Raw genomic sequence first — 25,024 nt, 5'->3', positions numbered from 1 at the left:
CCGGTGTCGGCGGCGGCGGGTACCGTCGCACGGTGACTCCGCCCCGCAGCACCACCGGTTCCGCCACTCCGTCGGCCCGCGCCAAGGGCCGGCGGCGGGGTGCCCGGCCCAGCGGCACGGAGCTGCTGGCGGCGGCGGTCGGCGCGGTGCCCGGCGGCGCGGAACGCCCCGGCCAGCAGCAGATGACCACGGCGATCGAGGAGTGCGTGGCCGGCGGCGAGCACCTGCTCGTGCAGGCCGGCACCGGCACCGGCAAGTCGCTTGCCTACCTCGCGCCGGCGCTCACCGTGGACGGCCCGGTGGTGGTCTCCACCGCCACCCTGGCGTTGCAGTCCCAACTGGTCGACCACGACCTGCCCCGGCTGGCCGACGCGGTCGAGCCGGTGCTGGGGCGCCGGCCCACCTTCGCGGTGCTCAAGGGTCGCCACCACTACCTCTGCCTCGCCCGACTGGACAACTCCACCGAGGAGGAACCGGAGGACACCCTCTTCGACGCCCCCGCGGCCCGGCCGGGGGGCGGCACGAAGTGGCTCGGTGAGGCGGGCCGGTTGGGCAAGCAGGTCGAGCGGCTGCGCGACTGGGCCGAGAAGACCGCCACCGGCGACCGCGACGAGCTGGACCCCGGCGTCGACGACCAGGCCTGGCGGCTGGTGTCCATGCCGGCCCGCGAGTGCGTCGGCGCGACCCGTTGCCCGTTCGGGCAGGAGTGCTTCGCCGAGGCGTCCCGCGCCCGTGCCCGTGAGGCCGACATCGTGGTGACCAACCACAGCCTGCTCGCTGTCGACATGCTCGCCGACCGGCACATCGTGCCGCCACACAAGCTGCTCATCGTCGACGAGGCACACGAGCTGGCCGACCGGGTCTCCTCCGCGGCGCAGGCGGAGCTGGTGCCGGAGCTGATCGACCGGACCACCCGGCGGGCCCGTACGCTGCTGCGGCCGGAGACCGCCGAGGCGCTCACCGCCGCCGGTGACGCCCTCGCGGTCGGGCTGGCCGAGGCGCCGGCCGGGCGACTCACCGCCGGGCTGCCGACGCCGTTGCGGGAGGCGTGCACGCTGCTCGACGCGGCGACCCGCTCCGCCCTGGACGCGATCGGCGACATCAAGTCCGACGACCCCGACCCGGTCCGCAAGCAGCAGGCCAAGGCCGCCCTGGACGAGCTGTCCACCACCGCCCAGCGGCTGCTCGAGGAGGGCGACCACGACGTGGCCTGGGTGGAGAAGAACGACAGCGGCAGCCGTCGGGCGCTTGTCGTGGCGCCGCTGTCGGTGGCCGGCACCCTCGCCACCCACCTGTACGACGAGCGCACCGTCGTCGCCACCTCCGCGACCCTGGCGTTGGGCGGTCGGTTCGACACGGTGGCCCGCGCCCTCGGGTTGGACGCCCCGCCGACCCCCGCCGCCGCCGCACTGGCTGCCCGCACCGGCACGGGTCGCCCGGTTGCCGAGTCACCGGGCCGTCGGCTCGCCGGCGACGCCGCCCCGAGTGCTGTCGTACCGGCGACCGAGGGTCCCGGTTGGCGCTCACTCGACGTTGGTTCGCCGTTCGACTACGCCCGGCAGGGCATCCTGTACGTCGCCGCGCACCTGCCCCGCCCCAGCGTCTCCGGGCTGCCCGACGCCGCCGGGGAGGAGCTACTCGGGCTGGTCGAGGCGCTCGGTGGTCGTACTCTCGGGCTTTTCTCCTCTCGGCGGGCCGCGCAGCAGGCGGCGGAGCTGCTGCGCGCGCGGACCGACCTGCCGGTGCTGTTGCAGGGCGAGGAGGCGCTGCCGTTGCTGGTCCGCCGATTCCGGGAGGAGCGGGCGAGCTGCCTGTTCGGCGTGATGTCGCTCTGGCAGGGCGTGGACGTGCCGGGTGACGCCTGCCAGCTCGTCGTCATCGACCGGCTGCCGTTCCCGCGCCCGGACGAGCCGTTGGCGGCGGCCCGTGCCGCGGCCGTGGATGCGGGCGGTGGTTCCGGCTTCTCGGCGGTCAGCGTGCCGATCGCGGCGGTCCGGCTGGCTCAGGGTGTGGGCCGGCTGATCCGGGCGACCGGCGACCGGGGCGTGGTCGCGGTGCTCGACTCCCGGCTGGAGACGGCCCGTGGCTACGGGCCGTTCCTGCGCCGCTCGCTGCCGCCGTTCTGGTACACGACCCGCCCCGAGGTGGCCCGAGGCGCCCTGCAACGCCTCGCCAAGTCCTGACCCAGCCGCGCCACGCGCCGCCAAGATCGCGCTACAACAAGGAAACAGTGGCCTCCCCGAGCGGGGAGGCCACTGTTTCCACGATCGTGCGTGATCTTGGGACGGCGCGGGGTCAGGGTGCCTGGGAGGCGACGACCACCGCGTCGGGCGGGGTGTCCGGGACCCTGCGGGCGGCGAGCCGGCGGACCCCGGTGTTCAGCACCGCGATGAGCGGCACGGAGACCAGCGCTCCGGTGATGCCGGCGAGTACGACACCCGCGGCGATGCCGATGATCACCGCGAGCGGGTGGAGGGCGACCGCTCGTCCCATGATCAGCGGTTGGAGGATGTGGCCCTCCACCTGCTGCACGAGGATCACTGCTCCGAGGATGATCAACGCGATACCCGGGCCGCTGTCGACGAGTGCCACCAGCACCGCCACGCCACCGGAGAGCGCCGCGCCGACGATCGGGATGAACGCGCCGAGGAAGACGAGCGCGGCCAGCGGGAAGGCGAACGGGATGTCGAAGACGACCAGGAAGATGCCGATGCCGACCGCGTCGATGAAGGCCACCAGAACTGTCGCGCGCACGTAGGCGCCGAGCGTGTGCCAGGAGGCGCGGCCCGCGTCGTCGACCTTCCACCGGGCGGCCACCGGCAGCAGCCGGACCAGGAAGCGCCAGATCCGGTTGCCGTCGCGCAGGAAGAAGAACGTCGCGAAGAGCACCAGAAGCGTGCCGGTCAGCACCTCGGCCAGGGTGGCGGCGGTGCTCAGGGCGCCGCTGGTGAACTTGGAGGTGTTGTCGTTGATCCAGGCCTGCGCCTCGTCGATGTAGCGGTCGAGCTGCGTGTCGGAGAGGTGCAGTGGGCCCGTCTTCAGCCAGTTCTGGATCTGCCGGACGCCCTCCGAGGACTTCTCGCTCAGCTCGGGCACACCTCGGATGAACTCGTTCACCACGAGCGTCAGCGTGCCGATCACCGCGGCGAGACCGCCGACCAGCACCACCGCCGTCGCCAGCGACCGGGGCAGCCGAGCCCGCAGCAGCCAGCCCACCGCCGGCGCGAGCAGCGCGGAGAGCAGCAGCGCGATGGCCAGCGGAATGATCACGATCTTGACGGTGCTGACGATCCTGAGCAGGGCCCAGGCCACCACACCGATCACGATCAGCCGCCAGCACCAGGCGGCGGCGATCCGCAGCCCGTGCGGGACGTCGGCGTCGTCCCGGCTGGAGGTCGAGCTGTGCAGGTCCACCGGAGGTTCCGCGCCGAAGACCGAGGCCGTCGGCGGTGCGGTCGGCCCCGGCACGGCAGGCGACGCCACCCGTGCGGCGTCCGACACGTCACCCAACTCGTCGGGCGAAATGCCCTCGTCGGCGGGGGCCGACTCCTGTCGTGACTGGTAGGCGCGACGAAGCCGCCCGCGTACCCGCTCGAAGCGGCTCAAGCGCACCTCCTGGCAGTTAAACCGGCCCGCCCACAGCGACAGGTCGGACAGCATACGTCCGTTCCGGACACCGTAGGGCAGTTCCGCCACACAATGCCCCGACCACCACCGGCGTAACCACCGGCGGACCCGTCGTCGGCCACACGGTAGCGTCTGCGGCGTGACCGCGGACAATGATCTGGACGCCGGCCTGCCGATCCGCCTGCTGCACGATCGAGTGCTGGTGCGGATGGAGGGCAGCGAGGGCGAGCGCCGTTCCACCGCCGGCATCGTCATCCCGGCGACGGCCCAGGTCGGTAAGCGCCTCGCCTGGGCCACGGCGGTCGGGGTGGGGCCGAACGTGCGCGCCATCGTGTCCGGCGACCGGGTGCTCTTCGACCCCGACGACCGCTCCGAGGTCGAGCTGCACGGCCGCGGGTACGTGCTGCTGCGGGAGCGCGACGTGCACGCGGTGGCCGCCGAGCGGATCGAGAACGACCCCACCGGCCTCTACCTCTGACGCACCTCCCCCGGCCAGCAGGCCGCGCCGCGCATCGTTTGCCCGGCCGCACGACGGGAAGCCATCCGGCGACCGTGGCCCTGGGGAGGGACGATGCCAGTATTCGTGAAGAAGCTGTTGACCTGGGGCAGTGTTGCGTTCCTGATCTACTTCATGGCCTTCCGGCCGGACGGCGCCGCGCAGATCTTCAAGGCCATCGGTGGTGCGCTGATGGCGATGTTCCAGGGCTTCGGTGACTTCCTCACCTCGCTGATGACGTGAGGCCGCCGGCCGGGGGCGCCTGCCGTCAGGGGTGTCCCGTGGGCCACGGCGCCGCCGAGCGCGGGCCGGGCCAACCGGGCGGGGCGTAGCCCACCGGAGGCGGTGGCGCGGGGGCCAGCACCACCGGGATCGGCACCACCGGGTCGTCCGGCGCTTCCACCGGCCGCTGCGTACCGTCCGGGAAGCGCAGGTGGTAGCGGCTGCCGTCCCAGACCCCCGTCGGGGCCTGCGGGTCCCGGCCGACGAAGAACGACCGGTACGCGTTCATCGCGTCCAGCAGCTCCCGCTCCTCCCGCGCGGTCCGTTCCTGGTCGGCGGGCTTGCGGTCCAGGCCGCGCAGCGAGCCGTCGCGCAGCAGGGCCAGTCGGGTGGCGGCGGACTGGTAGCCGCGCATCGCCCGCACCCCGGCGTCGCCGGCCACCCGCCGCGCCCAACTGCGGGCCGCGTGCCGCCGGCCGAGGCTGCTCAGCGCCGCCACCTCGGGTGGGCTCAGCCAACCGGCGCGGACGTAGTCCGGCAGGGTCCGCTCGGTGAGCCGCCCCTCCCAGGCGCGCAACCACACCGCGAAACCCACCATGCCGAAGAAGACCGGCACCATCAGGCCCAGGAAGCCGTACAGCATGATCAACGCCTCGCCGGTGGCCTGGGTAAGCGTGGGCAGCAGGTTCCACGTGCCGTGCAACATCATCGCCAGCAGCAGGCCGGCGATCGGGGCGAGCACCCGGACCCGCCGGTCGGCCGTCCGCGCCGCGATGCCCAGCCCCACACCGGTCATCGAGGTGAAGAGCGGATGGGCGAACCCGAACAGCAGGATCCGCAGGATGAAGATCGAGATGACCTGGTTGACGCCGGTCACCGGACCGTACCGGTCGGCTCCGGACGCGTAGCCCAGCCCACCCAGGTAGAGGATGTTCTCCACCATGGCGAAGCCGACCGCGGACAGCCCGCAGTAGACCAGGCCGTCGGTGATCCCGGACCACTCCCGTCGCCGGAACACCAGCAGCAGGATCGGGCCCAGCGCCTTGGTCAACTCCTCGATGAACGGCGCCACCAGCACGCCGGTGAGCGCGTCGGGCAGCCCCCAGGCGGCGAACCGGTTGGCGGCGAATTCGTTGACCGTGAGCGAGGCGGCGGTGGAGACGAATGCTCCCCAGGCGAAGCAGAAGATCAGATACTTCAACGGCTCCGGTTCGTACCGGTCCAGCCAGAGGAAGCAGGCGACCAGCACCGGCACCGGCAGGATGGCGGCGGCCACCCCGATCAGCAGTGCCTGCGCGCCGAGCGACTGGCCGAGCCTGAAGACCATGAACACCGCGCAGGCGGCGATGAGCAGCACCACCCCGGCCAACGCCAAGAACCGCCGCCAGCCCAGCCGGCGCAGCGGCATCCGGGGCGCTCCGCCGACGGACGGAGCCACGGGCGCGGGCGGCGACGGCAGGGGCGTACCGGGCGGGGTGTCGGCCATGCGGTCAGCGTAGCCATCCGCCGCCGGCTGGTCCGGTCGCATCGGTTGCCGCTATGCTGCCCGCAGGTCACGAGTGCCAGCGTTCAGCCCCGGCTTGCTGGCCGGCAACCCTCGTCGAGTTCGCGGTGGGGTGCCCCGGGTGATGACCGGGCCCAGCCCGATCGGTGTGCTGGGCAAGCGCGGACCCCGTCCCGATGCCGCACCCGGGGTCCCTGACCCCGGAGGTTCCGGCGTGCCCGTCACCCTCGTTCCCTCGCTGCCCACCCTGCCCACCGTCGCGCCCGCGTCGGTGCCGCTGGACGTCCTCGGCGTGCCCGGTGAGATCAACCTGGACTACGCGGCGAGCGCACCCTGCGCGCGGGCCGCGGCCGACGCGGTGGCCGAACTGCTGCCCTGGTACGCCAGCGTGCATCGCGGCGCGGGCGCGCTGTCGCGGCGCTGCACCCTCGCGTACGAGCAGGCCCGGCAGACGATCGGTGACTTCTTCAACGCCCGGGCAGACGATCACGTGATCTTCACCCGCAACACCACTGACGCGCTCAACCTGCTGGCGCGGTCGCTGCCGGCCGGCACCACGGTGGTCACCTTCGCGGGCGAGCACCACGCCAACCTGCTGCCCTGGCCCCGCGGTTCGGTACGGCTGCCGGTGCCGGCCGATCCCGCCGGGGCGGTACGCGACCTCGCCGCCGCCCTCACCGAGCTGCGCCGGGGCAGCAACCCGGCGCTGCCGGTGCTGGTCGCGGTGACGGGTGCGAGCAACGTGACGGGTGAGCGGTGGCCGGTCGCCGAGCTGGCCCGGGTGGCGCACCGGCACGGTGCCCGGATCGTGCTCGATGCCGCACAACTCGCCCCGCACGCCCCGGTCGACCTGTTGGCGCTGGACGTCGACTACCTGGCCGTGTCCGGCCACAAGCTGTACGCGCCGTTCGGTGCGGGCGTGCTGATCGGCCGGGCGGACTGGCTGGACGCCGCCCCGCCGTACCTGGCGGGTGGGGGCGCCACCAGCCACGTCGGCCCGGCCACCCACGACGTGACCTGGGCAACCGGTCCGGCCCGGCACGAGGGTGGCACACCGAACCTGCTCGGCGCGGTCGCGCTGGCGGCCGTGTGCACGGCGCTCGGCGGGGCCGACCGGGATGCGCTGGCCGCCCACGAGCAGGCGCTGCTGACGCGACTGCGGACCGGCATCGAGGCGCTGCCGCACGTGGTGGAGCTGCGCACCTTCGGCCCGAACGCGCCGCGGGTCGGCATCGTCTCGTTCGTGGTCGCCGGCTGGGACTCCGCCGACGTGGCCGCGCGGCTGGCCAGCACGCACCGGATCGGCGTGCGCGACGGGTTGTTCTGTGCCCACCCGCTGGCCCGGCGGCTGCTCGCCGAGGCGGCGGGGCGTACCGGCCGACGGGACCTGCCGCCCACGGCGTTGCGCGCCAGCCTCGGCCTGGGCAGCACCGTCGAGCAGGTGGACCGGCTGCTCGCGGCGCTCGCCGAGTTGGGCTGAGGAGCGCGGCCGCGGTCAGCCGACGGGCGGGGCGGTCGGCGGTTTCGGCGCCTCGCCCGGCTCGGCCGGCTCACCGACCGGCCGCTCCTGCTCCCCGAAGGCGGTGCGGATCCACCGGTTCGCCTCCTCCTGTTCGATCCCGGAGGCCACCAGCAGGTCGCTGGCGGTGGTCCGGATCTGGGCGACGACCACGCTGCCGGAGAAGCCGACGCCGGCGCCGTACGCCCGACCCGCCTCGCTGACCGCGCGCAGCGACCGCTCCCGGGCCTTCTCCGGTTCCTCGCCGGCGGCGAACTCGTGTTTGAGCAGCCGGACCGACTCGGCGAGGTGGCCCATCGCGTCCGGCATCGGATCGGGTACCGGCTCGTCGTCCTCGATCAACGTGACGGACCGGCGGATCAGCGTGCCGGTGTTGCGCATCGCCCGGTCGATCGGGTCGGCCGCCTCCGCATAGTGGATCAGCTCGCTGCGGCGGTGCCAGCGGGCCGGCGAGAGGGTGGCGGTCTCCTTCGCCCCCTCGATCGCCTCGGCCAACGTGGCCAGTTCCTCCTTGTTGTTGCGCAGCCGGTCCAGTGCCCGTTGGACGCCGGCGCGGTCCCGGTTGCGCAGCCCGTCCGCGGTGGCGTCGAGCTGGGCGGCGAGCAGGTCCAGCGCCGGCCGGGCGGCCCGGTTGATCACCCGGAGCGGATTCAGCGGCAGCAGCACGGCGGTCACCAGGAGCGCGACGCCGCCACCGAGGAAGGCGTCCACGAAGCGAGGGATCTCCAGATTCTGGGTTGATGGGCTCAGCGTCACGATCAGCACCGCCGTGGCCGCCGCCTGGATGACGATGGCGACGCTCGCGCCGGCGAAGATGGTGAACAGGATCGCGACGGTGACCACCAGGCCGAGCTGCCAGGCCCCGGTGCCGAGCAGGTAGATCAGGAAGTCGCCGATGGCCACCCCGATCCCCACCCCGGCGATCAGCTCGATGGTCCGGCGGAACCGCTGGCCGACCGACGCGGCGAGGGTGCCGACCGCGGAGATCGGCGCGAAGACCGGTTGCGGGTTGCCGAGCACCTTGTGCGAGATCAGGTACGCCAGCCCGGCGGCAAGCCCCGCCTGCACGGCCAGCCCGCCGGCCATCCGTACCCGGTGCAGCCGGTCGTGCAGGGTGGCCCGGCCGCGGTCGCGCAGTTGCTCGGTGGCCTCGGCGATCCGTGCGCCGTCGACGTCCACCAGCCCGTCGCGCAGCGCGGTACGTCGCACCATTGGTGGTCGCTTGTCCCGGGCCACGGCCATGGGCGCGACTACCCGGGACAGGCCCGCTGAATCCTTCCGCGTCGCGCGCCGTGCCCGGATGCGGCAGACTCGGCCGGTGGTCGATCTGCTGGAGCGGTGGCGGGCGGCAGCCCGGGGTGCTGGTACGACGCCGGACGCGGGGTGGACGCGGGCCGGCGAACGGCTGCTCGACAGGTGGCGGGAGCCGCACCGGCACTACCACACGGTGGCCCACCTGACGGCGGTGCTCGATGTGGTGGACGAGCACGCCGAGCTGGCTGACCGGGCCGACCTGGTCCGGCTGGCGGCCTGGTGGCACGACGCGGTCTACGACCCGCGGGCCGGCGGTGACGCCAACGAACAGGACAGTGCCGCGCTGGCCGAGAGCGTGCTCGGCGGGCTCGGGGTGCCGGCGCCCACGGCGGCCGAGGTACGTCGGCTGGTGCTGCTCACCGCCGGGCACGTCGTGGGTCCGGACGATCGGGACGGCGCGCTGCTCTGCGACGCGGACCTCGCCGTGCTGGCCGCGCCCCCGGCGACCTACGACAGGTACGCGACGGCGATCCGACGGGAGTACGCGCACGTGCCGGAGCCGGCCTTCCGGGCCGGGCGGGCGGCGGTGCTCGGCGGCCTGCTGGCGCTGCCCGCGCTGTTTCGTCTGCCGCCGCTGGCGGCCCGCTGGGAGGAGCCCGCCCGGGGCAACGTACGCCGGGAACTGGCCACCCTCACCGCTGCGGGGCCGCCGACGGGCGCGGGCTGACCAGGTGCTTCGGGCGGCGCAGATCGGCGGCGCGGAGCAACCGGACCAGCTCCCGGCTCGGCACCACCTGGGCGCCGAGCCACACCGCCGCCGCGAACCGGTCGGCGGGGATGTCGTAGTGGTCCCGGTCGAAGCCGCGGCGGGGCGCGCCGAGAGTCTCGGCGAAGGCGTGCAGCTCGGCGTACGAGACGTCACTGATCAGGTGTGACCAGAGCCGACCGCGCCACGGCCAGGCCGGCCGGTCCAGGTAGAGCATGACGTCCAAGCTATCTCGCGTAGTTGATCACGTTGATGATCGCCGGCCGGCGACCTAGCCTCGGCTGCATGGCCCCCACCACGCTCCTGGACGATCTCCGCGCCGCGCTCGGTGCCGACGCCGTGCTCACCGACCCGGACCTGCTGCGCATGCACCAGCGGGACGAGGCCGACCTGTGCGCGGCCGGCACCCCGCTCGTGGTGACCCGTCCGCGCACCACCGAACAGGTGGTCGCGGTGGTCCGGGCGGCGGCGCACCACGGCGTACCTGTGGTGCCGCAGGGCGCGCGGACCGGGCTGGCCGGCGCGGCGAACGCGGTGGACGGCGCGGTGGTGCTGAGCACCGTCGCGATGGACGAGATCCGGGAGATCGACCCGGTGAGCCGGATCGCGGTGGTCCAGCCGGGGGTGGTCAACGCGGCGCTGGCCGGCGCGGTGGCCAGGCAGGGGCTCTGGTACCCGCCGGACCCCGGCTCCTGGGAGTCGTCCACGATCGGCGGCAACGTGGCCACCAACGCCGGCGGCATGTGCTGCGTGAAGTACGGGGTGACCACCGAGTACGTGCTCGGCCTGGAGGTGGTGCTCGCCTCGGGTGAGGTGCTGCGCACCGGCCGGCGGACGGCGAAGGGCGTGGCCGGCTACGACCTGACCCGGCTCTTCGTCGGCTCGGAGGGCACCCTCGGCGTGATCACCGAGGTGACCGTGGCGCTGCGGCCCGCCCCGGCCGAGTCGCTGACCCTGGTGGCGGTCTTCGGATCGACAGCGGCGGCCGGCGCTGCGGTGGCCGAGATCGCGGCCCGTGGGCTCACCCCCAGCCTGTTGGAACTGCTCGACCAGACCCATCTGCGGGCGATCGAGGCGTACCAGCCGATGGGGCTGCGGACCGACGCCCAGGCCCTGCTGCTGGCCGCCGCGGACACCGGCCCCCGGGCCGCCGACGACCTGGCCAGCCTGGCCGAGGTCTGCACGGCGGCCGGCGCCGACGAGGTCTACGCGGCCACCGACGCGGTGGAGGCGGCGGCGCTGTTGCAGGCGCGGCGACTGGCCCATCCGGCGATGGAGAAGTTCGCGGCCGACGCCTACCCGGGCGGCATCGGCGGTCTGGTGATCGACGACGTGGCGGTGCCGCGCGGCTCGCTCGCCGCGCTGCTGGACGGGGTGGCCCGGATCGCCGTGGAGTGCGAGGTGCCGATCGGCGTGGTGGGGCACGCCGGGGACGGCAACATGCACCCGAACATCGTGGTCGACCGGGCCGACCCGGCGAGCGTGCAGCGGGGCCGGCGGGCCTTCGACGAGATCATGCGGCTCGGTCTGGACCTGGGCGGCACCTGCACCGGAGAGCACGGGGTGGGGCTGCTCAAGCGGGACTGGCTGGCCCGGGAGATCGGGCCGGTCGGCGTCCGGGTGCACCAGGCGATCAAGTCGGCGCTGGACCCGGCCGGTCTGCTCAACCCGGGCAAGGTGCTCTGAGCTGGCCGGGGAACAGCCCTTGACCTGAACTGGCCCGGGGTCAGCCCTTGATCTCGGCCGGGGTCGCCTGGGTGAGCAGCAGCAGGATCTCCCCGGCGACCGGCGTGCGCTCCTCGCCGGGGCAGTCCTGCGAAGTGATCAGCCCGGTCGAGGTGAGCAGGCTGGACGTGAGCGCGTCGATGCAGGTGGAGCGGTATCTCCGGACCTGATCGGTCTCGTCGGCAAGTGCCGGGTTGGCGAGCAGCACCTGGAGCCGTTCGGTCAACTCCGGGGCCAGGGTGCCCCGGGACGTGACCCCGTCACCGGCGCAGTCGAGGCACTGCCACGCGCCGTCGCGTTCGACACTCAGGGTGCGCAGTGGGCCGTCCTCGCCGAGCCGCTGAATCAGGCTGACCTGGCCGACCGCGACCGTGGCGGGGATCTCCAGCTGCGCGCCGCCACCCGCCGAGGACGTCGGTTCTGCCACCGGAGTGCCCCGTGGCTCCCGGTCGAACAGCGAGCACCCGGTCAGTGCGCCGCCGAGGACGACGGCGACGACCGGTAGTAGCAGACGAGGGTGCGCGCGGGGAAGCACGCGCGGAAACCTACCCCACCGTAGGTAGCGTTCGAAACCACCATCCGGGCCGGTATCGATGGTTACCAACCAGTAACGTTACAATTCGTCACCTAGTGGACGGCCGCAGCTCAGCCTGATCGTCACCGCCACCCCGATCGGCCGCATAACCCCGGACATCCGGAGCACCGAGCCGGGCCGCGTCCGCCGCGGCGTCGTCCGGCATCAACTGCGACTGCCGCTCCGCCTCCACCCGAGCGCGGTAGTGCTCGACCTCCCGAGCCCGGGTGGCCGCGTCCCAGCCGAGCACCGCGCCCATCAACTCGGCGGTGTGCTCCGCCGACTCCAACCCCCGGTGGCTGGTCTCGAACGAGATCCGGGTCCGCCGGGTCAGCACGTCCTCCAGGTGCAGCGCACCCTCGGCGCGCGCCGCATAGGTGACCTCTGCCGCCAGGTACTCCGGAGCGCCGGCCAGCGGAGACGCGAGCAGCGGATCGGCGTCGACAAGCGCCAACAGGTCCAGGGTCAGGGTGCCGTACCGCTCCAGCAGATGCTCCACCACGCCCACCGGCACACCGTGCCGGCGGGCCAGATCGGCCCGGTCCCGCCACATCGCCGGGAAGCCGTCCGCCCCGAGCAACGGCAGATCGGCCGTACGCGACGAGCGAGCGCCACCGAGCCGCCGGGCGGCCCGATCGACCACGTCGGACGCCATCACCCGGTACGTCGTGTACTTACCACCGGCGACCAGCAGCAGCCCGAGCATCGGCTCGAAGACCGCGTGCTCACGGGAGAGCTTCGACGTCGAGTCGGCCTCGCCGGCCAGCAGTGGCCGCAGCCCGGCGTACACCCCCTCGATGTCGGCGGTGGTCAACGGCCGGTCCAGCACCGTGTTGACCTGCTCCAACAGGTAGTCGATGTCGCGGGCCGAGGCAGCCGGGTGGGACCGGTCCAGCCGCCAGTCGGTGTCCGTCGTACCGATGATCCAGTGCCCGCCCCACGGGATGACGAAGAGCACCGACTTGGCCGTCCGCAGGATGAGCCCCGTCTCGCCGGTGATCGCCGAGCGGGGCACCACCAGGTGCACCCCCTTGGAGGCGCGCACCCGGACGCCGGGCCGCAGGCCCACGTCGTTGAGCATCCGCGACATGTCGTCGCTCCACACCCCGGTGGCGGCGATGACGGTACGGGCATGCACCTCGAACTCCGCGTCGGGTGAGCCCGCCGGCGCCTCCAGGTCCCGGACGCGTACGCCGGTCACCTCGCGTGCCTGCCGGATCAGCCCGACGGCGCGGGCGCTGCTCACCACCGTGGCGCCGAGGCTGGCCGCGGTGCGGGCCAGGGTGACGACCAGCCGGGCGTCGTCGACCTGCCCGTCGTAGTAGCGGATCGCGCCGGACACCGCGTCGGCCCGGAGGCTCGGGAAGATCCTCCGGGCACCCTCCCGGGTCAGGTGCCGGTGCAGCGGCATGCCCCGGCCACCGCCGAAGACCCCGGCGAAGACGTCGTACGCGGCCACCCCGGCGCCGTAGTACGAGCGGCGGAAGATCCGGGCCGGCAGGTCCCGCAGGCCCCGTCCGGCCGGCAGCGGCACCATGATCGGCACCGGGCGCACCAGGTGCGGCGCGAGCCGGGTGGCCAGCAGGCCGCGCTCGGTGAGCGCCTCGTGGACCAGGTGGAACTCCAACTGCTCCAGGTAGCGCAGGCCGCCGTGGATCAGTTTGCTGGACCGGCTGGAGGTACCGGCGGCGAGATCGCGCGCCTCGACCAGGGCCACCTTCAGGCCCCGGGACGCCGCGTCCAGTGCGGCACCCGCACCGGTCACCCCACCACCGATGACCAGCACGTCGAAGCGCTCGGCGCGCAGTCGCCGCAGGTCGGACGCACGGCGGATCGGCGAGAGCTGACCGGCGACGGATCGGGAGATACTGGGGTCACGCACCCTTCCACCGTAACCGCCGCGCCGGCATGTCGACATTCGCCGCCCGCTCCGTACGGCGTCTACCTGCGACGTGTCGCCCGCGACACGCCTCGCTGCCCCGTCCCCGAACGGACCACGCCGGTCCGGTCCACGCCTGTGCGCCGCGGACGGGGTCGGCCCACAACGCGACGGCCGGGTCGAAATCCTTCGTCGTGGTCGTAAGGTTCTCGGATGCACGGTCACCCTGCGTACCCCGGAGTCAGCGACCGCAGTTCCCCGTGGCCGGTGGTCGCGGCCGTGTTCGTCGGCTGCTGGACGGTTGCGGTCACCGTGGCCACCCAGACCGGTGGTTGGCTCACCGATCAACTGCTGCTGGGCTTCGGACGGGACCGGATCGCCTGGCTCTGGCCGGTGCTCGGCCTGGCCACCGTCGTGCTGGCGGGCACGCCCGCCGTGCTGCTGGCCAAGCTGCCCAGGTCGGCGACGGTCCGGGCCACCGGGCGGGTCTGGCTGATCGGCACACTCGTCCTCGGGGTGCTGACGCTGCTGCGGGTCGTGCCGCCGGTGCACCACGAGGCGTACCTCGCCGCCCTGACCGGCGTGGCGGCGCTCAGCACACTCGCCGTGCGCTGGTCGGCGCGCCGGCGGGCGTACCCCGGACCGGCCGGCTCGGTCGGCGGCCCGGCACCCACCGACGACGGCGACGCCGCACGGACCGAGCCCACCGGAGACCGCGACGCCGCACGGACCGAGACCCTCGGGAGCGCGGGGCCGGTGGGGCGTTTGCGGCGACCCGGTCCCGTTCCGCTACTCGCGGTCGCCGCCGGGGTGGCGCTGCTGTTGCCGTGGGCCTGGCTGGGCGCGCTCGGCGGGCTCCTGGAGACCGCGCTCGCGCTCCTGGCGGCGGCCACGCTCGGGGGGCTTGCCGCGACGCTGCTGGACGCCACCTTCTGGTCGCGGTTCGCGGTCGGCCGGCCACCCCGGCCGGCTCGGCTGGTGCTGGTCGGCGGTCTGGTCGCCGGGGTGGCGCTGCTGCTGGTCGCCGCCGGCGCCGGCCAGTCCGGCGCGCAGTTGCCCGCGTTGCTGACCCTGCCACCTGTGGGTTTCGCCCTGGCCGCGCTCTGGGCCGCGACGTGGCGGCCCGCCGCCGACCCGGCCGACGCCGCGCGCGCCGGCCGATCGGCGACCGGCTGGCTGGTGGGCCTGGCCGCACTCGGCCCCCTGGCCTTCACCGACCCGGAAGAGATCACCCTGCTGCTGGTCGGGACCCGCGACGTCCCGTTCTGGGTGGCGGCCGCCGCCGCTGCCGGGCTCGCCGTCGCCGTCCTGGTCGCCATCGGGTACGCGGTGCTGCTCGCTCGGCCGACGGCACGCACCCCGAGCCGTCGGGTCGCGGCGGTGGCAGCCGTGGTGCTGCTGGTGACGTTCGGCGTGGTCGACCTCGGCCCCGGCCAGCCGGGCCTGTACGGGGAGCGGCTGTTCGTGGTGCTGCGCGCGCAGGCCGACCTGACGGGTCTACCGGCCGGGCAGCCCGGTCGGGCCGGGCGGGACGCCCGCGCGGCGGAGGTCTACCGGCGGTTGGTGACGACCGCCGAGCAGAGCCAGGCCGACCTGGTCCGGGGGCTGAGTCGACTACGACTCGACCCGATCTCGTACTACCTGGTCAACGCGGTCGAGGTGGACGGCGGCCCGGCGGTGCGAGCCTGGCTCGCCCGTCGCCCCGAGGTGGCCCGGGTGCTGGTCAGCCAACGCCTGCGGCCGCTGCCCGCCCCGGCGGGGCAGAGTCGGGGCACCGCGCCCAAGCCCTCCGGGCCGGAGTGGAACATCAGCCAGATCGGCGCCGACCGGGTGTGGTCCCAGCTCGGGGTGACCGGCACCGGCATCGTGGTCGGCAGCTCCGACTCGGGCGTGGACGGCACCCATCCGGCGCTGCGGCCCGGGTTCCGTGGCGGGGACGACTCCTGGTACGACCCGTGGGACGGCACCCGCAGCCCGACCGACCAGGGCGGGCACGGCACCCACACGGTGGGCAGCGCCGTCGGGCGGGACGGCATCGGGGTGGCGCCGGACGCGCAGTGGGTGGGCTGCGTCAACCTGGACCGCAACCTCGGCAGCCCCGCGCACTACCTGGACTGTCTCCAGTTCATGCTGGCGCCCTTCCCGGTCGGCGGCGACCCGTTCACCGACGGCCGTCCGGAGCGCGCCCCGCAGGTGCTCACCAACTCGTGGGGCTGCCCGCCGATCGAGGGCTGCGACAGGGGTGTGCTGCGGCCGGCCACAGCCGCGCTGGACGCCGCCGGGATCTTCGTGGTCGCCGCGGCCGGTAACACCGGGCCGTGGTGCGCGTCCATCGACGACCCGCCGGCACCGTACGCGGACGTGTTGACCGTGGGCGCGGTGGACAGGCAGCGCCGGGTCGCGGAGTTCTCCTCGCGCGGGCCGGCGCCCGGTGGCCCGGGTAAGCCGGACGTGCTGGCCCCGGGCGTGGGTGTGGTGTCGGCGATGCCGGGCGGCACGTACGCGGCGTTGGACGGCACCTCGATGGCGACCCCGCAGGTGGCGGGCGTGGTCGCGCTGATGTGGTCGGCGAACCCGGCGCTGGTCGGCGACGTGGACCGTACCCGGCAGATCCTGCGGGACACCGCGACGGCGGCGACACCCACCTACCGCTCCGACAACCCGGCCGACGCCTGCGGGGGTCCTTCCAACGTCACCGGCTCGGGCCAGGTCGACGCGTACGCGGCCGTCCAGGCCGCCCGGCGGTGAGGTACCCGGACCGGCACCCGGTGATCTAGGGTCGGCGACCATGGACGCCGAGATCACCGTCACCGAACTGACCCCCGACCTGGCCCCCGCCGTGGCGCGGCTCTGCGAGCAGGCCCTCGATCTGCCCGAGGACGCCGCCGAGGCGGCCCCCATTGTGGACGTGCTCTGGCCCCGGGCCGCCGCCGACCGTTCGGTGGTGGGGCTGGGCGCGTACCGGGGTGTGGACCTGGTCGGGGTGCTGCTCTGCTCGGTGTCGGCGATCGAGCCGGGTGTCGGGCACGTGGACCTGGTCGCGGTCCTGCCCGAGCACCGCCGCCGGGGCGTCGGTCGGGCGCTGCTGCGGTCGGCCGAGCAGGCGCTGGCCGAGCGCGGAGCGACCGAGGTGTTGCTGGCCGGCAACCCGCCGTACTACGCGTGGCCCGGCATCGACGTCCGCTACACGCCTGCGGTCTGCGCCGCCCTCGCGCTCGGCTACCAGCAGGACCGGACCGCCTGGAACATGACCGCGGACCTGTCGTACGACGGGTCGCCGGCCCTGCGGTCCACCGAGGCGGCGGAGCGGCGGCTGGCCGGTCAGGGCGTCACCGTACGTCGGGCGGAGCCGGCGGACCTGCCGGCGTTGACCGCGTTCGCCAGGTCCACCTTCGGCGGTACGTGGGACGGTGAGCTGGTCGGGTCGGTGGGGCGCGACGGCGCCGGCTGTCACCTGGCGGAGCGGGACGGCGAGGTGCTCGGCTTCGCCGCGTACGGGTCGTCCCGGCCGAGCTGGTTCGGGCCGATGGGCACCGCGCCGGCAGCCGAGGGGTCGGGCATCGGCGGGGTGCTGCTGCGGCGGTGCCTGCGGGATCAGCAGGCGGCGGGGCTGACCCGGGCGGAGATCGGCTGGGTGGGGCCGGTGCCGTTCTACTCGGGCAGCGCGGGTGCCCGGATCGAACGGGTCTTCTTCCTGTACCGGCGAACCCTGCCGGTGGCGTAACCGGGGCAAAAGGGGCATTGCCTCATTCGCCCGCGTCGGCCATCGACGCCCCCTACCGTTTTGGTAGAGGAGGCAGCCATGACCACGGATGACGACCAGACCGAGGACGGCCCGCCGATCACCTGGAAACCGGTAGGCGAACTCCCCGGTCACGTGCCGTTCGACCGGCTCGACTACGGCGACGCCGAGCAACTGGCCGAGATGACCACCGACGGCGAGTCGGCGGTCGTCGAGGAGCCACGGGAGATGGTGGACGCGCCGATCAAACTGCTTCCGCCGTACAACCGGGCACAGAAGCGGCGCAATCAGCGCCCACTGCCGACCTGACGACGAACGGGGCGGACCGCGTCAGCGGCCCGCCCCGTTCGGTGTCGGAACTGGACTCAGAAGTCCATGTCCCCGCCACCCGGGCCAGCCGGGGCAGCCGGGGTCTTCTCCGGCTTGTCCGCGACAACGGCCTCGGTGGTGAGGAAGAGCGCCGCGATGGACGCGGCGTTCTGCAGCGCCGAGCGCGTCACCTTGGCCGGGTCGATGATGCCCGCGGCCAGCAGGTCGACGTACTCGCCGTTGGCGGCGTTGAGGCCGTGACCCGCTTCGAGGTTACGGACCTTCTCCACCACGACGCCGCCCTCAAGGCCGGCGTTGACGGCGATCTGCCGCAGCGGGGCGTCCAGCGCCACCTTGACTATGTTCGCACCGGTGGCCTCGTCGCCGACCAGGTCGAGCTTGTCGAAGGCGGTCTTGCCGGCCTGCACCAGCGCGACGCCACCACCCGGGACGATGCCCTCCTCGACGGCGGCCTTCGCGTTGCGAACGGCGTCCTCGATGCGGTGCTTGCGCTCCTTGAGCTCGACCTCGGTGGCCGCGCCGACCTTGATGACCGCAACGCCGCCGGCCAGCTTGGCCAGCCGCTCCTGCAGCTTCTCCCGGTCGTAGTCGGAGTCGCTCTTGTCGATCTCGGCCCGGATCTGGTTGACCCGGCCCTGGATCTGCTCGGCGTCACCGGCACCGTCGACGATGGTGGTCTCGTCCTTGGTCACCACGACCTTGCGGGCGCGGCCCAGCATGTCGAGGCTGGCGGCGTCGAGCTTGAGGCCGACCTCCTCGCTGATGACCTGGCCACCGGCGAGGATGGCGATGTCGGTCAGCATGGCCTTGCGGCGGTCACCGAAGCCCGGCGCCTTGACGGCGACCGACTTGAAGGTGCCACGGACCTTGTTGACCACCAGGGTGGCGAGGGCCTCGCCCTCCAGGTCCTCGGCGATGATCAGCAGCGGCTTGCCCGACTGCATGACCTTCTCCAGGATCGGGAGCAGGTCCTTCACCGACGAGATCTTGCTGTTGGCGATCAGGATGTACGGGTCGTCGAAGACGGCCTCCATACGCTCCGGGTCGGTCATGAAGTAGGCCGAGATGTAGCCCTTGTCGAAGCGCATACCCTCGGTGAGCTCCAGCTCCAGCTCCAGCCCGAAGGTGTTGCTCTCCTCGACGGTGATGACGCCTTCCTTGCCGACCTTGTCCATCGCCTCGGCGATGATCTCGCCGACGGTGCTGTCGCCAGCGGAGATGGAGGCGGTGGAGGCGATCTGCTCCTTGGTCTCGACGTCCTTGGCGAGCTTGGACAGCTCCTCCGAGACGCTCGCGACGGCGGCCTCGATGCCCCGCTTCAGGGCCATCGGGTTGGCGCCAGCGGCCACGTTGCGCAGGCCCTCGCGAACCAGGGCCTGGGCCAGGACGGTCGCCGTCGTCGTGCCGTCACCGGCAACGTCGTCGGTCTTCTTGGCGACCTCCTTGACCAGCTCAGCGCCGATCTTCTCGTACGGGTCCTCGAGCTCGATCTCCTTGGCGATGCTCACACCATCGTTGGTGATGGTGGGGGCACCCCACTTCTTCTCGAGCACGACGTTGCGGCCCTTCGGGCCGAGGGTCACCTTTACGGCGTCGGCGAGCTGGTTCATGCCCCGCTCGAGGCCGCGGCGCGCCTCTTCGTCGAAAGCGATCATCTTGGCCATACGGCGTTGTCCTCCTGGACACTCACGGGCCACCCGAGTTGTGTGCCCCGGATGGGCCGCCTGGTGTACGCACCTTGGGACGTCGCCACCTGGCGACGACGACGTCCTTCGGCCGGGCCGGATAGCCCGCGACGACCGGCCATGTGTCGCCCCGGCGTCTCCACGCCGGTGCAACCTGGCCCCACCGTCCCGACCGCTGGCACTCGCGGTATGCGAGTGCCAATGACTTGTTTAGCACTCTCCCCTGGCGAGTGCAAGCACGATGGGGCCGCTCAGCCGAGTTCCGCGGCCAGTCCGGCAGTGTTCACCGGCGCCTCATGGGCGCGCCGCTCGACGTACGTCACCAGCAGACCGATCAACTGGGCAAGGTGGGCCGGCAGGCAGGTACGGCGGTGACCCCGATCACCGCCACCGCCCCGACCGCGGTGCGCCCGCGTCGCGGCCCAGACGCGCGGGGCCGATCGAGGAGGGAAACTCAGGCGATGACGCGTACGTGTTCGGCCTGCGGGCCCTTCTGGCCCTGGGCGATCTCGAACTCCACCCGCTGGCCGTCGTCCAGCGCCTTGTAGCCGTCCATCTCGATCGCGGAGAAGTGAACGAAGACGTCCTGACCGCCGTCGACGGCAATGAAGCCATAGCCCTTTTCGGCGTTGAACCACTTCACGGAGCCCTGTGCCACGGTGCACTTCCCTCACTATGCGCGGTGTTGCCTGACCTGGCGCACGGCACGGCCGGACGCCGACCGGCCACCACCTCAGCGATCGATGGCGACCATTGAAAAAGGTGACCGAAATCGCACGCTACACGAGGAGTCAGCGCCGCGCACGGCCACAAATCGGGCATGCTCTGGGGCGCTCCGATTGCGCTGGTCGGTCGGGTTTCGGGCCACCGGATCCAGGGCGGCGACTGCCGTACACAGCTCGGCCGTGACGGCCACCGACGCTGTGATAGGCATGCGGGCATGACCACCGACACGGGCGCGACCGCCCTCCGGCGGGCGGAGATCCGCCGGGTCCGGCCGGAGGACGCCGCCCGGATGCGGGCACTGCGTCTGGAGATGCTCGCCGACGCACCGTTGGCCTTCCTGGAGACCCTGGCGGACGCGGCGGCCCGGCCGCACACTGAGTTCGCCGCCCGGGTCGCGTACACCGCGACCGGCCCCGGCAACGCGCAGTTCATCGCCGACCCGGGTGGCCGGCTCGTCGGACACGCCGGTGGCACGGTCTCCCCGGGCGAACCCGGGCTCACCGTGATCTACGCGGTCTACGTCACGCCGGCCTGGCGGGGGCACGGGCTGCTCGGTGAGCTGATCGACGGGGTGGCCGCCTGGTCACGCGCCTGCGGCCGAGGGGAGTTGCTGCTGGAGGTGGTGGTCGGCAACGACCGCGCCTACCGCGCCTACCAACGGCTGGGCTTCAAAGACACCGGGGTACGCGTCCCCCACCCCACCATCCCCGCACTGACCGAACTACAAATGCGCCGCCCCGCCTAACCCCGAAAACCGGAAACCCATCCCACGGCAAAACCCCGGTGCTGCTGCCCCAAAGCCGGCAGCGCCTGAGGACAGCCTGCCCACAACAGGTTTCCGGGGGGAGCCCGCCCGCGGAAGGATCAAGCCTGACCGCCTGGAGCGGGTGGGCTCCCCCCGGAAACCCCAACCGCAACTAAAAATCAGACGTGACGCCGCGACTGCACGATCCGGAACCGGTTGGCCACGTACGCCCCGTCGGTCAGCGCGGCGTTGGCCGCCGCGTTGGCGCCACTGCCGTGGAAGTCGGAGAACGCCGCCGACTGGTTCACGAAGACCCCGCCGGTCAGGTTGCAGGACAGGTGCACCCCGACCTCGACCGCGACCGCCTCGGTGGCGTCCAGCACGGCCTCGTCGGTGGAGTAGACCCCCGCGGTGAGCGCGCCCTTCTCGCCGACCGTGCGGCACAGCAGCTCCAGGCTGTGCGCGGTGGAGTCGGTCGCGATGGCGAACGAGATCGGCCCGAACCACTCCCGGCCGTACGTCTCCGCGTCGTCCGGGGTCAGCTTCACGATCGTCGGGGTACGCACCACCGCGTCGGCGTACGACGGGTGGGCCACGGCCCGTGACTCCAGCACCGGCTCGCCCACCTTGGTGACCTCGGCCAGCCGCTCCAGCACCCCGTCGTTGACGATGGCGCCGGTCAGCTCGACGCCCCGGGCCGGGTCGGCGGTGAGCTTGCCGACGGCGGCGGCGATCCCGCCGGCCACCTCGTCGAAGCTCTTGTGCCCCTGGTCGGTCTCGATGCCGCCGGCCGGGATGAGGATGTTCTGCGAGGTGGTGCACATCTGACCGCTGTAGAGGGTCAGCGTGAAGCCCAGGTTGCGGCACATGCCGGCGAAGTCGTCGGTGGAGTCGATGACGACCGTGTTGAGGCCGGCCTTCTCGGTGTAGACCGACGCCTGCCGGGCGTGCGTCTCCAGCCAGTCGCCGTACTCGGTGGAGCCGGTGAAGTCGACGATCTTCACGGCGCGGTGCAGGGCCAGGTCGCTGGCGAGCTTCTCACCGGGCGCCTCGGCCGCCAGCATGATCAGGTTCGGGTCGAACCCGGCCTCGGCCAGCACCTCCCGGGCGTACTTCACGGTGATGGCCAGCGGCAGCACCGCGCGCGGGTGCGGCTTGACGAGCACCGGGTTGCCGGTGACCAGCGAGGCGAACAGCCCCGGGTACGAGTTCCAGGTCGGGAAGGTGTTGCAGCCGATCACCAGCGCCACCCCACGCGGCACCACGTGGAACGTCTTGGTCATCCGCAGCGGGTCGCCCTTGCCGGCGGCCTTCTCCCAGCCGGCCGTGCCCGGGTGCCTGGTCATCTCGGCGTACGCGTACGCCAGCGCCTCCAGCGCCCGGTCCAGCGCGTGCGCGCCGCCGGCCTGGAAGGCCATCACGAACGCCTGCCCGCTGGTGAACTGCACCGCGTTGGCCAGCTCGAAGATGTGCTTGTGCAGCCGGTCGAGGATCTCCAGGCAGACCCCCACGCGGGCCTGCGGGCCGGCGTCGCGCCAGGCCGGCAGCGCGGCGGAGGCGGCGTCGATCAGCTCGCCGGGGCCGGCGTGCGGGTAACGCACCGCCAACTCCACCCCGAACGGGCTCGTCTCGGTGGCGACCCGAGCGCCGGTGCCCGGCTGGTCGAGCGGGAAGTCACCACCGAGGTACGCCTCGAAGGCGGCCTTGCCGTCGGCGGCGGCGGTCTCGCCGTACACCCGGGGGCTGGGAGATTCGGGATAGGCGGACCAGTAGCCCCGCTCCGTGATCGCGGTCAGCGCACGGTTGAGGGTGTCGGCGTGCCTGTCGTACAGGGGCTGCGGGGTCTCCGTCATGCCCGCCATCATGCCGCAGTCCGGTCCGCGAGCAGTAGCGCGAATGCCCGACAGCGACTCATGCCGCAGTCCGGTCCGCGAGCAGTAGCGCCAATGCCCGACAGCACCGGGGTTGCCCGGGCCGGCAGCGGGTAACCGCGGGCCTCCAGCCAGGAAGCCGGCCAGGAAAGGGCGGCAGGTGAGGATCACCGAGATCCGGGTGCACGGGGTCGCCAACAAGGGGCCGGAGGCGATCCTCGACCGCCCGATCGTCACGCGGGTCGCGGGAGACGACAACGCCGGCTTCTACCGGCCGCGGCCCGGCTACGGTCCCCAGTCGGATCGCGACGGGGTGGCGGTTGAGGCGTACCGCTGGAGCCGGCTGACCGGCGGCACGGCGACCCGGACGTTCTCCCTGGTCCTCCTCCTGCCGTTCATGCTCAGCAACATCGCGGTGTGGATGCTGCCGGTCACCGGTCGCGGCGGCCACGCCGCCCAGGCGCTGTGCCGGCTGCTGGCCGCGACGATGACCGCGATGTACGTGCTGTCCACCGTCGGGGTGTCCCTCGACCTGATCGCCTGGCAGTGCGCGGCCTACCCGAGGTGCCTGGAGGGGCGGCGGGAACTGTCCTGGCTGGGCGACGTGCCCCCGGGGCAGCGGCTCGCGCTGCTGGCCGCACTGCCGATCATCGCGATCGTCCTGATCTGGCGGCTCGGTGCCCGGACCTGGCAACTCCCCGAGGACAGCGACCACGCGCCCGGGGTGGGTGCGGACCGGCTCGACGCGCCCGCCTTCTGGGACACCCGCTCGCTGCTGCGCCGCCTGCGCTCCGTGCACGTCGCGGTGGCGCTGGGCACGCTCGATGTGACTCTGCTGCTGGCTCTGGCGCCGCACGACGCCACCCTGCCCGGCTGGCTGCTGCTGGCCGCGGTCGTGGCGCTGCTCGCCGGCGCGGTGGTGCTGCTCTGCCGGCCGGCGATAGAGCGGGGCGGAGAGCAGGACCAGCGGAGTTCGCGGACGATCCGCTGGGTGGCCGTCGCGCTCACCGCGCTGACCCTGGGGTACGCGTTGCTGCCACGGCCGCCCTGGACGGCCGAGGGGATGTTGCCGGGGTACGGGATGCTGGCCGCCGGGCTGTTCGCCGGGCAGGTGGTGCTGCTCGCGATGCTCGGCCTGGTGGTCGTGGTGCAGCGCCGTTCCCTTCCCCGCCCCCTCTTTCGGCTGGCCGGGGTGGGCGCGCCGGTGCTGATAACCGTCGCGATCGGGTTGGGCGTCGCCTACGACTCGGGCTTGACCTACGGGCTCGCCGAGTATCTGGACCGTGGTTCCAGCCCGACGCCGGCAAGGCCGCTGCCGCCTGGTGCGCCTCCGCTGTCGCCGCCGATTGCCTTCCGCTGGGCCACCCTCGGCTTCTCCCTCGCCGTGCTCCTGGTGGTGGTGACGGCCCTGCTCCGACCCCGGATCGGCCGGGATCGTCGCCGCCGGGAGGCCGAGGAACTGGTTCGGCAGGACTATCCGGAGGCCTCCCGGGCGGCCCCGGAACGGGTCCGGGCCGTCCGCGACGCGATCATGCGCGCCCGACTCACGGATCGGCTCGGGCCGCTGCTGGCCACCGCGTACGTGGTGTTGGCGCTACTCACTCTCGCGGCGGCGGGGCTCTCGGTGATCGGTCCCGGGCCGGGTGCGCTCGCCCTGCGCCTCGGCGGCGAGCCGCTGGCCCGCCCGGTGATCTTCGTGACCGACCTGGGCGCCCTGCTGATCGGACTGTTCGCCACGGTCCTCGCGGTGATGGGACTCGTTGCCTACCGATCCGGCGCGATCCGGCTGGTCGGGGTGCTCTGGGAGCTGGCCACCTTCTGGCCGCGTGCCGCACACCCGCTCGCCCCGCCGTGCTACGTCGAGCGGGCCGTCCCGGAGTTGACCCGCCGGATCGGGCAGCTCACCGTCGACGGGAACGCGGTGGTGCTGTCCGGGCAGAGTCACGGCAGCGTGCTCGCGGCGGTGACGGTCCTCCAACTCCCCGACCACTGCCGCCAGCGGGTGGCCCTGCTCACCTACGGCACCCCGCTCGGCAACCTGTACCGGCGGATCTTCCCCGCGTACGTCAGCGACGAGATGTTGCGCGAGGTCGGCAGCCGGTTGGCCTGGCGGTGGATCAACCTGTGGCGGTACACCGACGCGGTGGGCGGACCGGTGTTCGACCCGCCCATCGACGGACCCGACGACCCGGCCGCCCACGTCGACCGTCGGGTACGGGATCCGAAGGGACTCCTCATTCCACCGACGGACACCGTGCCCCCTCCGGTGCAGGGCCACCGGTACACGCCGGACGACGACTTCCAGGCCGCGATCCGCGAGCTGGTCGAGCGCTGGGAACGGCCGGACGGGTGACCGCCC

General features: G+C 73.1%; 20 protein-coding genes and 1 riboswitch. Of the genes, 11 read left to right on the top strand and 9 right to left on the bottom strand.

Annotation, left to right across the window (positions count from 1 at the left end; all coding sequences use genetic code 11):
- The first annotated feature begins 32 nt into the window (after positions 1 to 32).
- Positions 33 to 2,183, top strand: a complete 2,151-nt coding sequence (locus tag AB0C01_RS09515; protein ID WP_357570835.1) for an ATP-dependent DNA helicase — start codon at positions 33 to 35, stop codon at positions 2,181 to 2,183.
- A gap of 112 nt (positions 2,184 to 2,295) precedes the next feature.
- Here the strand turns inward: AB0C01_RS09515 and AB0C01_RS09510 are convergent, their stop codons facing one another.
- Positions 2,296 to 3,660, bottom strand: coding sequence for an AI-2E family transporter (locus AB0C01_RS09510; protein WP_357253743.1), 1,365 nt, complete (start codon positions 3,658 to 3,660; stop codon positions 2,296 to 2,298).
- A 106-nt stretch (positions 3,661 to 3,766) separates the two neighbouring features.
- Between AB0C01_RS09510 and AB0C01_RS09505 the strand changes: the two genes are divergently transcribed.
- Together AB0C01_RS09505 and AB0C01_RS09500 are read left to right on the top strand one after the other, a co-directional pair.
- On the top strand, positions 3,767 to 4,105 hold the full coding sequence (locus AB0C01_RS09505; protein WP_355027574.1) for a co-chaperone GroES: 339 nt from the start codon (positions 3,767 to 3,769) through the stop codon (positions 4,103 to 4,105).
- A gap of 93 nt (positions 4,106 to 4,198) precedes the next feature.
- The gene (locus AB0C01_RS09500) at positions 4,199 to 4,366 is read left to right on the top strand and encodes a hypothetical protein (RefSeq protein WP_357253742.1); all 168 of its coding nucleotides are present in this window, start codon (positions 4,199 to 4,201) and stop codon (positions 4,364 to 4,366) included.
- Positions 4,367 to 4,391: 25 nt separating this feature from the next.
- Here AB0C01_RS09500 and AB0C01_RS09495 read toward each other — a convergent pair whose 3' ends face one another.
- Positions 4,392 to 5,873, bottom strand: coding sequence for a PrsW family intramembrane metalloprotease (locus tag AB0C01_RS09495; protein WP_357253740.1), 1,482 nt, complete (start codon positions 5,871 to 5,873; stop codon positions 4,392 to 4,394).
- Positions 5,874 to 5,896: 23 nt separating this feature from the next.
- A riboswitch (SAM riboswitch) is annotated at positions 5,897 to 6,017 on the top strand.
- A 46-nt stretch (positions 6,018 to 6,063) separates the two neighbouring features.
- Here AB0C01_RS09495 and AB0C01_RS09490 point away from each other — a divergent pair.
- Positions 6,064 to 7,329 (top strand): aminotransferase class V-fold PLP-dependent enzyme, encoded by a 1,266-nt coding sequence (locus tag AB0C01_RS09490; protein WP_357570834.1) that lies wholly within the window; start codon positions 6,064 to 6,066, stop codon positions 7,327 to 7,329.
- Between the two features lie 15 nt (positions 7,330 to 7,344).
- Here AB0C01_RS09490 and AB0C01_RS09485 read toward each other — a convergent pair whose 3' ends face one another.
- Positions 7,345 to 8,547 (bottom strand): FUSC family protein, encoded by a 1,203-nt coding sequence (locus tag AB0C01_RS09485; RefSeq protein ID WP_357371064.1) that lies wholly within the window; start codon positions 8,545 to 8,547, stop codon positions 7,345 to 7,347.
- 139 nt (positions 8,548 to 8,686) lie between these two features.
- Between AB0C01_RS09485 and AB0C01_RS09480 the strand changes: the two genes are divergently transcribed.
- A complete protein-coding gene (locus AB0C01_RS09480) occupies positions 8,687 to 9,349 on the top strand; it encodes a metal-dependent phosphohydrolase (RefSeq protein ID WP_357570833.1) in 663 nt (220 codons plus the stop codon).
- On the opposite strand, the gene AB0C01_RS09475 is transcribed toward AB0C01_RS09480, so the two are convergent.
- Positions 9,315 to 9,605 (bottom strand): DUF4031 domain-containing protein, encoded by a 291-nt coding sequence (locus tag AB0C01_RS09475; protein WP_357570832.1) that lies wholly within the window; start codon positions 9,603 to 9,605, stop codon positions 9,315 to 9,317. The two genes, AB0C01_RS09480 and AB0C01_RS09475, sit on opposite strands and share 35 nt — an antisense overlap.
- 68 nt (positions 9,606 to 9,673) lie before the next feature.
- Between AB0C01_RS09475 and AB0C01_RS09470 the strand changes: the two genes are divergently transcribed.
- Positions 9,674 to 11,074, top strand: coding sequence for an FAD-linked oxidase C-terminal domain-containing protein (locus tag AB0C01_RS09470; RefSeq protein ID WP_357570831.1), 1,401 nt, complete (start codon positions 9,674 to 9,676; stop codon positions 11,072 to 11,074).
- A 40-nt stretch (positions 11,075 to 11,114) separates the two neighbouring features.
- Here the strand turns inward: AB0C01_RS09470 and AB0C01_RS09465 are convergent, their stop codons facing one another.
- Positions 11,115 to 11,648 (bottom strand): hypothetical protein, encoded by a 534-nt coding sequence (locus tag AB0C01_RS09465; protein ID WP_357253730.1) that lies wholly within the window; start codon positions 11,646 to 11,648, stop codon positions 11,115 to 11,117.
- An 88-nt stretch (positions 11,649 to 11,736) separates the two neighbouring features.
- On the bottom strand, positions 11,737 to 13,554 hold the full coding sequence (locus tag AB0C01_RS09460) for a glycerol-3-phosphate dehydrogenase/oxidase (RefSeq protein ID WP_357253969.1): 1,818 nt from the start codon (positions 13,552 to 13,554) through the stop codon (positions 11,737 to 11,739).
- Between the two features lie 225 nt (positions 13,555 to 13,779).
- Here AB0C01_RS09460 and AB0C01_RS09455 point away from each other — a divergent pair, with 225 nt between their 5' ends.
- The 3 genes from AB0C01_RS09455 (at position 13,780) to AB0C01_RS09445 (ending at position 17,617) form a co-directional block, all read left to right on the top strand.
- On the top strand, positions 13,780 to 16,314 hold the full coding sequence (locus AB0C01_RS09455; protein ID WP_357570830.1) for a S8 family serine peptidase: 2,535 nt from the start codon (positions 13,780 to 13,782) through the stop codon (positions 16,312 to 16,314).
- 40 nt (positions 16,315 to 16,354) lie between these two features.
- The gene (locus tag AB0C01_RS09450) at positions 16,355 to 17,290 is read left to right on the top strand and encodes a GNAT family N-acetyltransferase (protein ID WP_357570829.1); all 936 of its coding nucleotides are present in this window, start codon (positions 16,355 to 16,357) and stop codon (positions 17,288 to 17,290) included.
- Between the two features lie 78 nt (positions 17,291 to 17,368).
- Entirely contained in the window at positions 17,369 to 17,617 is a 249-nt protein-coding gene (locus tag AB0C01_RS09445; RefSeq protein WP_357253725.1) for a hypothetical protein, read from the top strand.
- 56 nt (positions 17,618 to 17,673) lie between these two features.
- Here the strand turns inward: AB0C01_RS09445 and groL are convergent, their stop codons facing one another.
- Both groL and AB0C01_RS09435 read right to left on the bottom strand, forming a co-directional pair.
- Positions 17,674 to 19,302: a chaperonin GroEL gene (groL, locus tag AB0C01_RS09440; protein WP_357570828.1), complete on the bottom strand. Its 1,629-nt coding sequence runs from the start codon at positions 19,300 to 19,302 to the stop codon at positions 17,674 to 17,676.
- A 475-nt stretch (positions 19,303 to 19,777) separates the two neighbouring features.
- Positions 19,778 to 19,981 carry a cold-shock protein gene (locus tag AB0C01_RS09435; protein WP_088950422.1) on the bottom strand — a complete coding sequence of 68 codons (204 nt, stop codon included), beginning with the start codon at positions 19,979 to 19,981 and terminating at the stop codon, positions 19,778 to 19,780.
- A gap of 282 nt (positions 19,982 to 20,263) precedes the next feature.
- Between AB0C01_RS09435 and AB0C01_RS09430 the strand changes: the two genes are divergently transcribed.
- Complete coding sequence (locus tag AB0C01_RS09430; RefSeq protein WP_357253722.1) at positions 20,264 to 20,794, top strand: GNAT family N-acetyltransferase; 531 nt, start codon at positions 20,264 to 20,266, stop codon at positions 20,792 to 20,794.
- Between the two features lie 179 nt (positions 20,795 to 20,973).
- On the opposite strand, the gene paaN is transcribed toward AB0C01_RS09430, so the two are convergent.
- The gene (paaN, locus tag AB0C01_RS09425; protein ID WP_357570827.1) at positions 20,974 to 22,647 is read right to left on the bottom strand and encodes a phenylacetic acid degradation protein PaaN; all 1,674 of its coding nucleotides are present in this window, start codon (positions 22,645 to 22,647) and stop codon (positions 20,974 to 20,976) included.
- Positions 22,648 to 22,825: 178 nt separating this feature from the next.
- Here paaN and AB0C01_RS09420 point away from each other — a divergent pair, with 178 nt between their 5' ends.
- Positions 22,826 to 25,018, top strand: coding sequence for a hypothetical protein (locus AB0C01_RS09420; protein WP_357570826.1), 2,193 nt, complete (start codon positions 22,826 to 22,828; stop codon positions 25,016 to 25,018).
- Positions 25,019 to 25,024: the final 6 nt, after the last annotated feature.

Origin of the sequence: Micromonospora sp. NPDC048905 (assembly GCF_040649655.1) — a bacterium.
In the GTDB taxonomy this organism is placed as follows: Bacteria; Actinomycetota; Actinomycetes; order Mycobacteriales; family Micromonosporaceae; genus Micromonospora.
The sequence above is the reverse complement of the archived record's forward strand: the minus strand, read 5'-3'. Positions and strand labels throughout refer to the sequence as shown.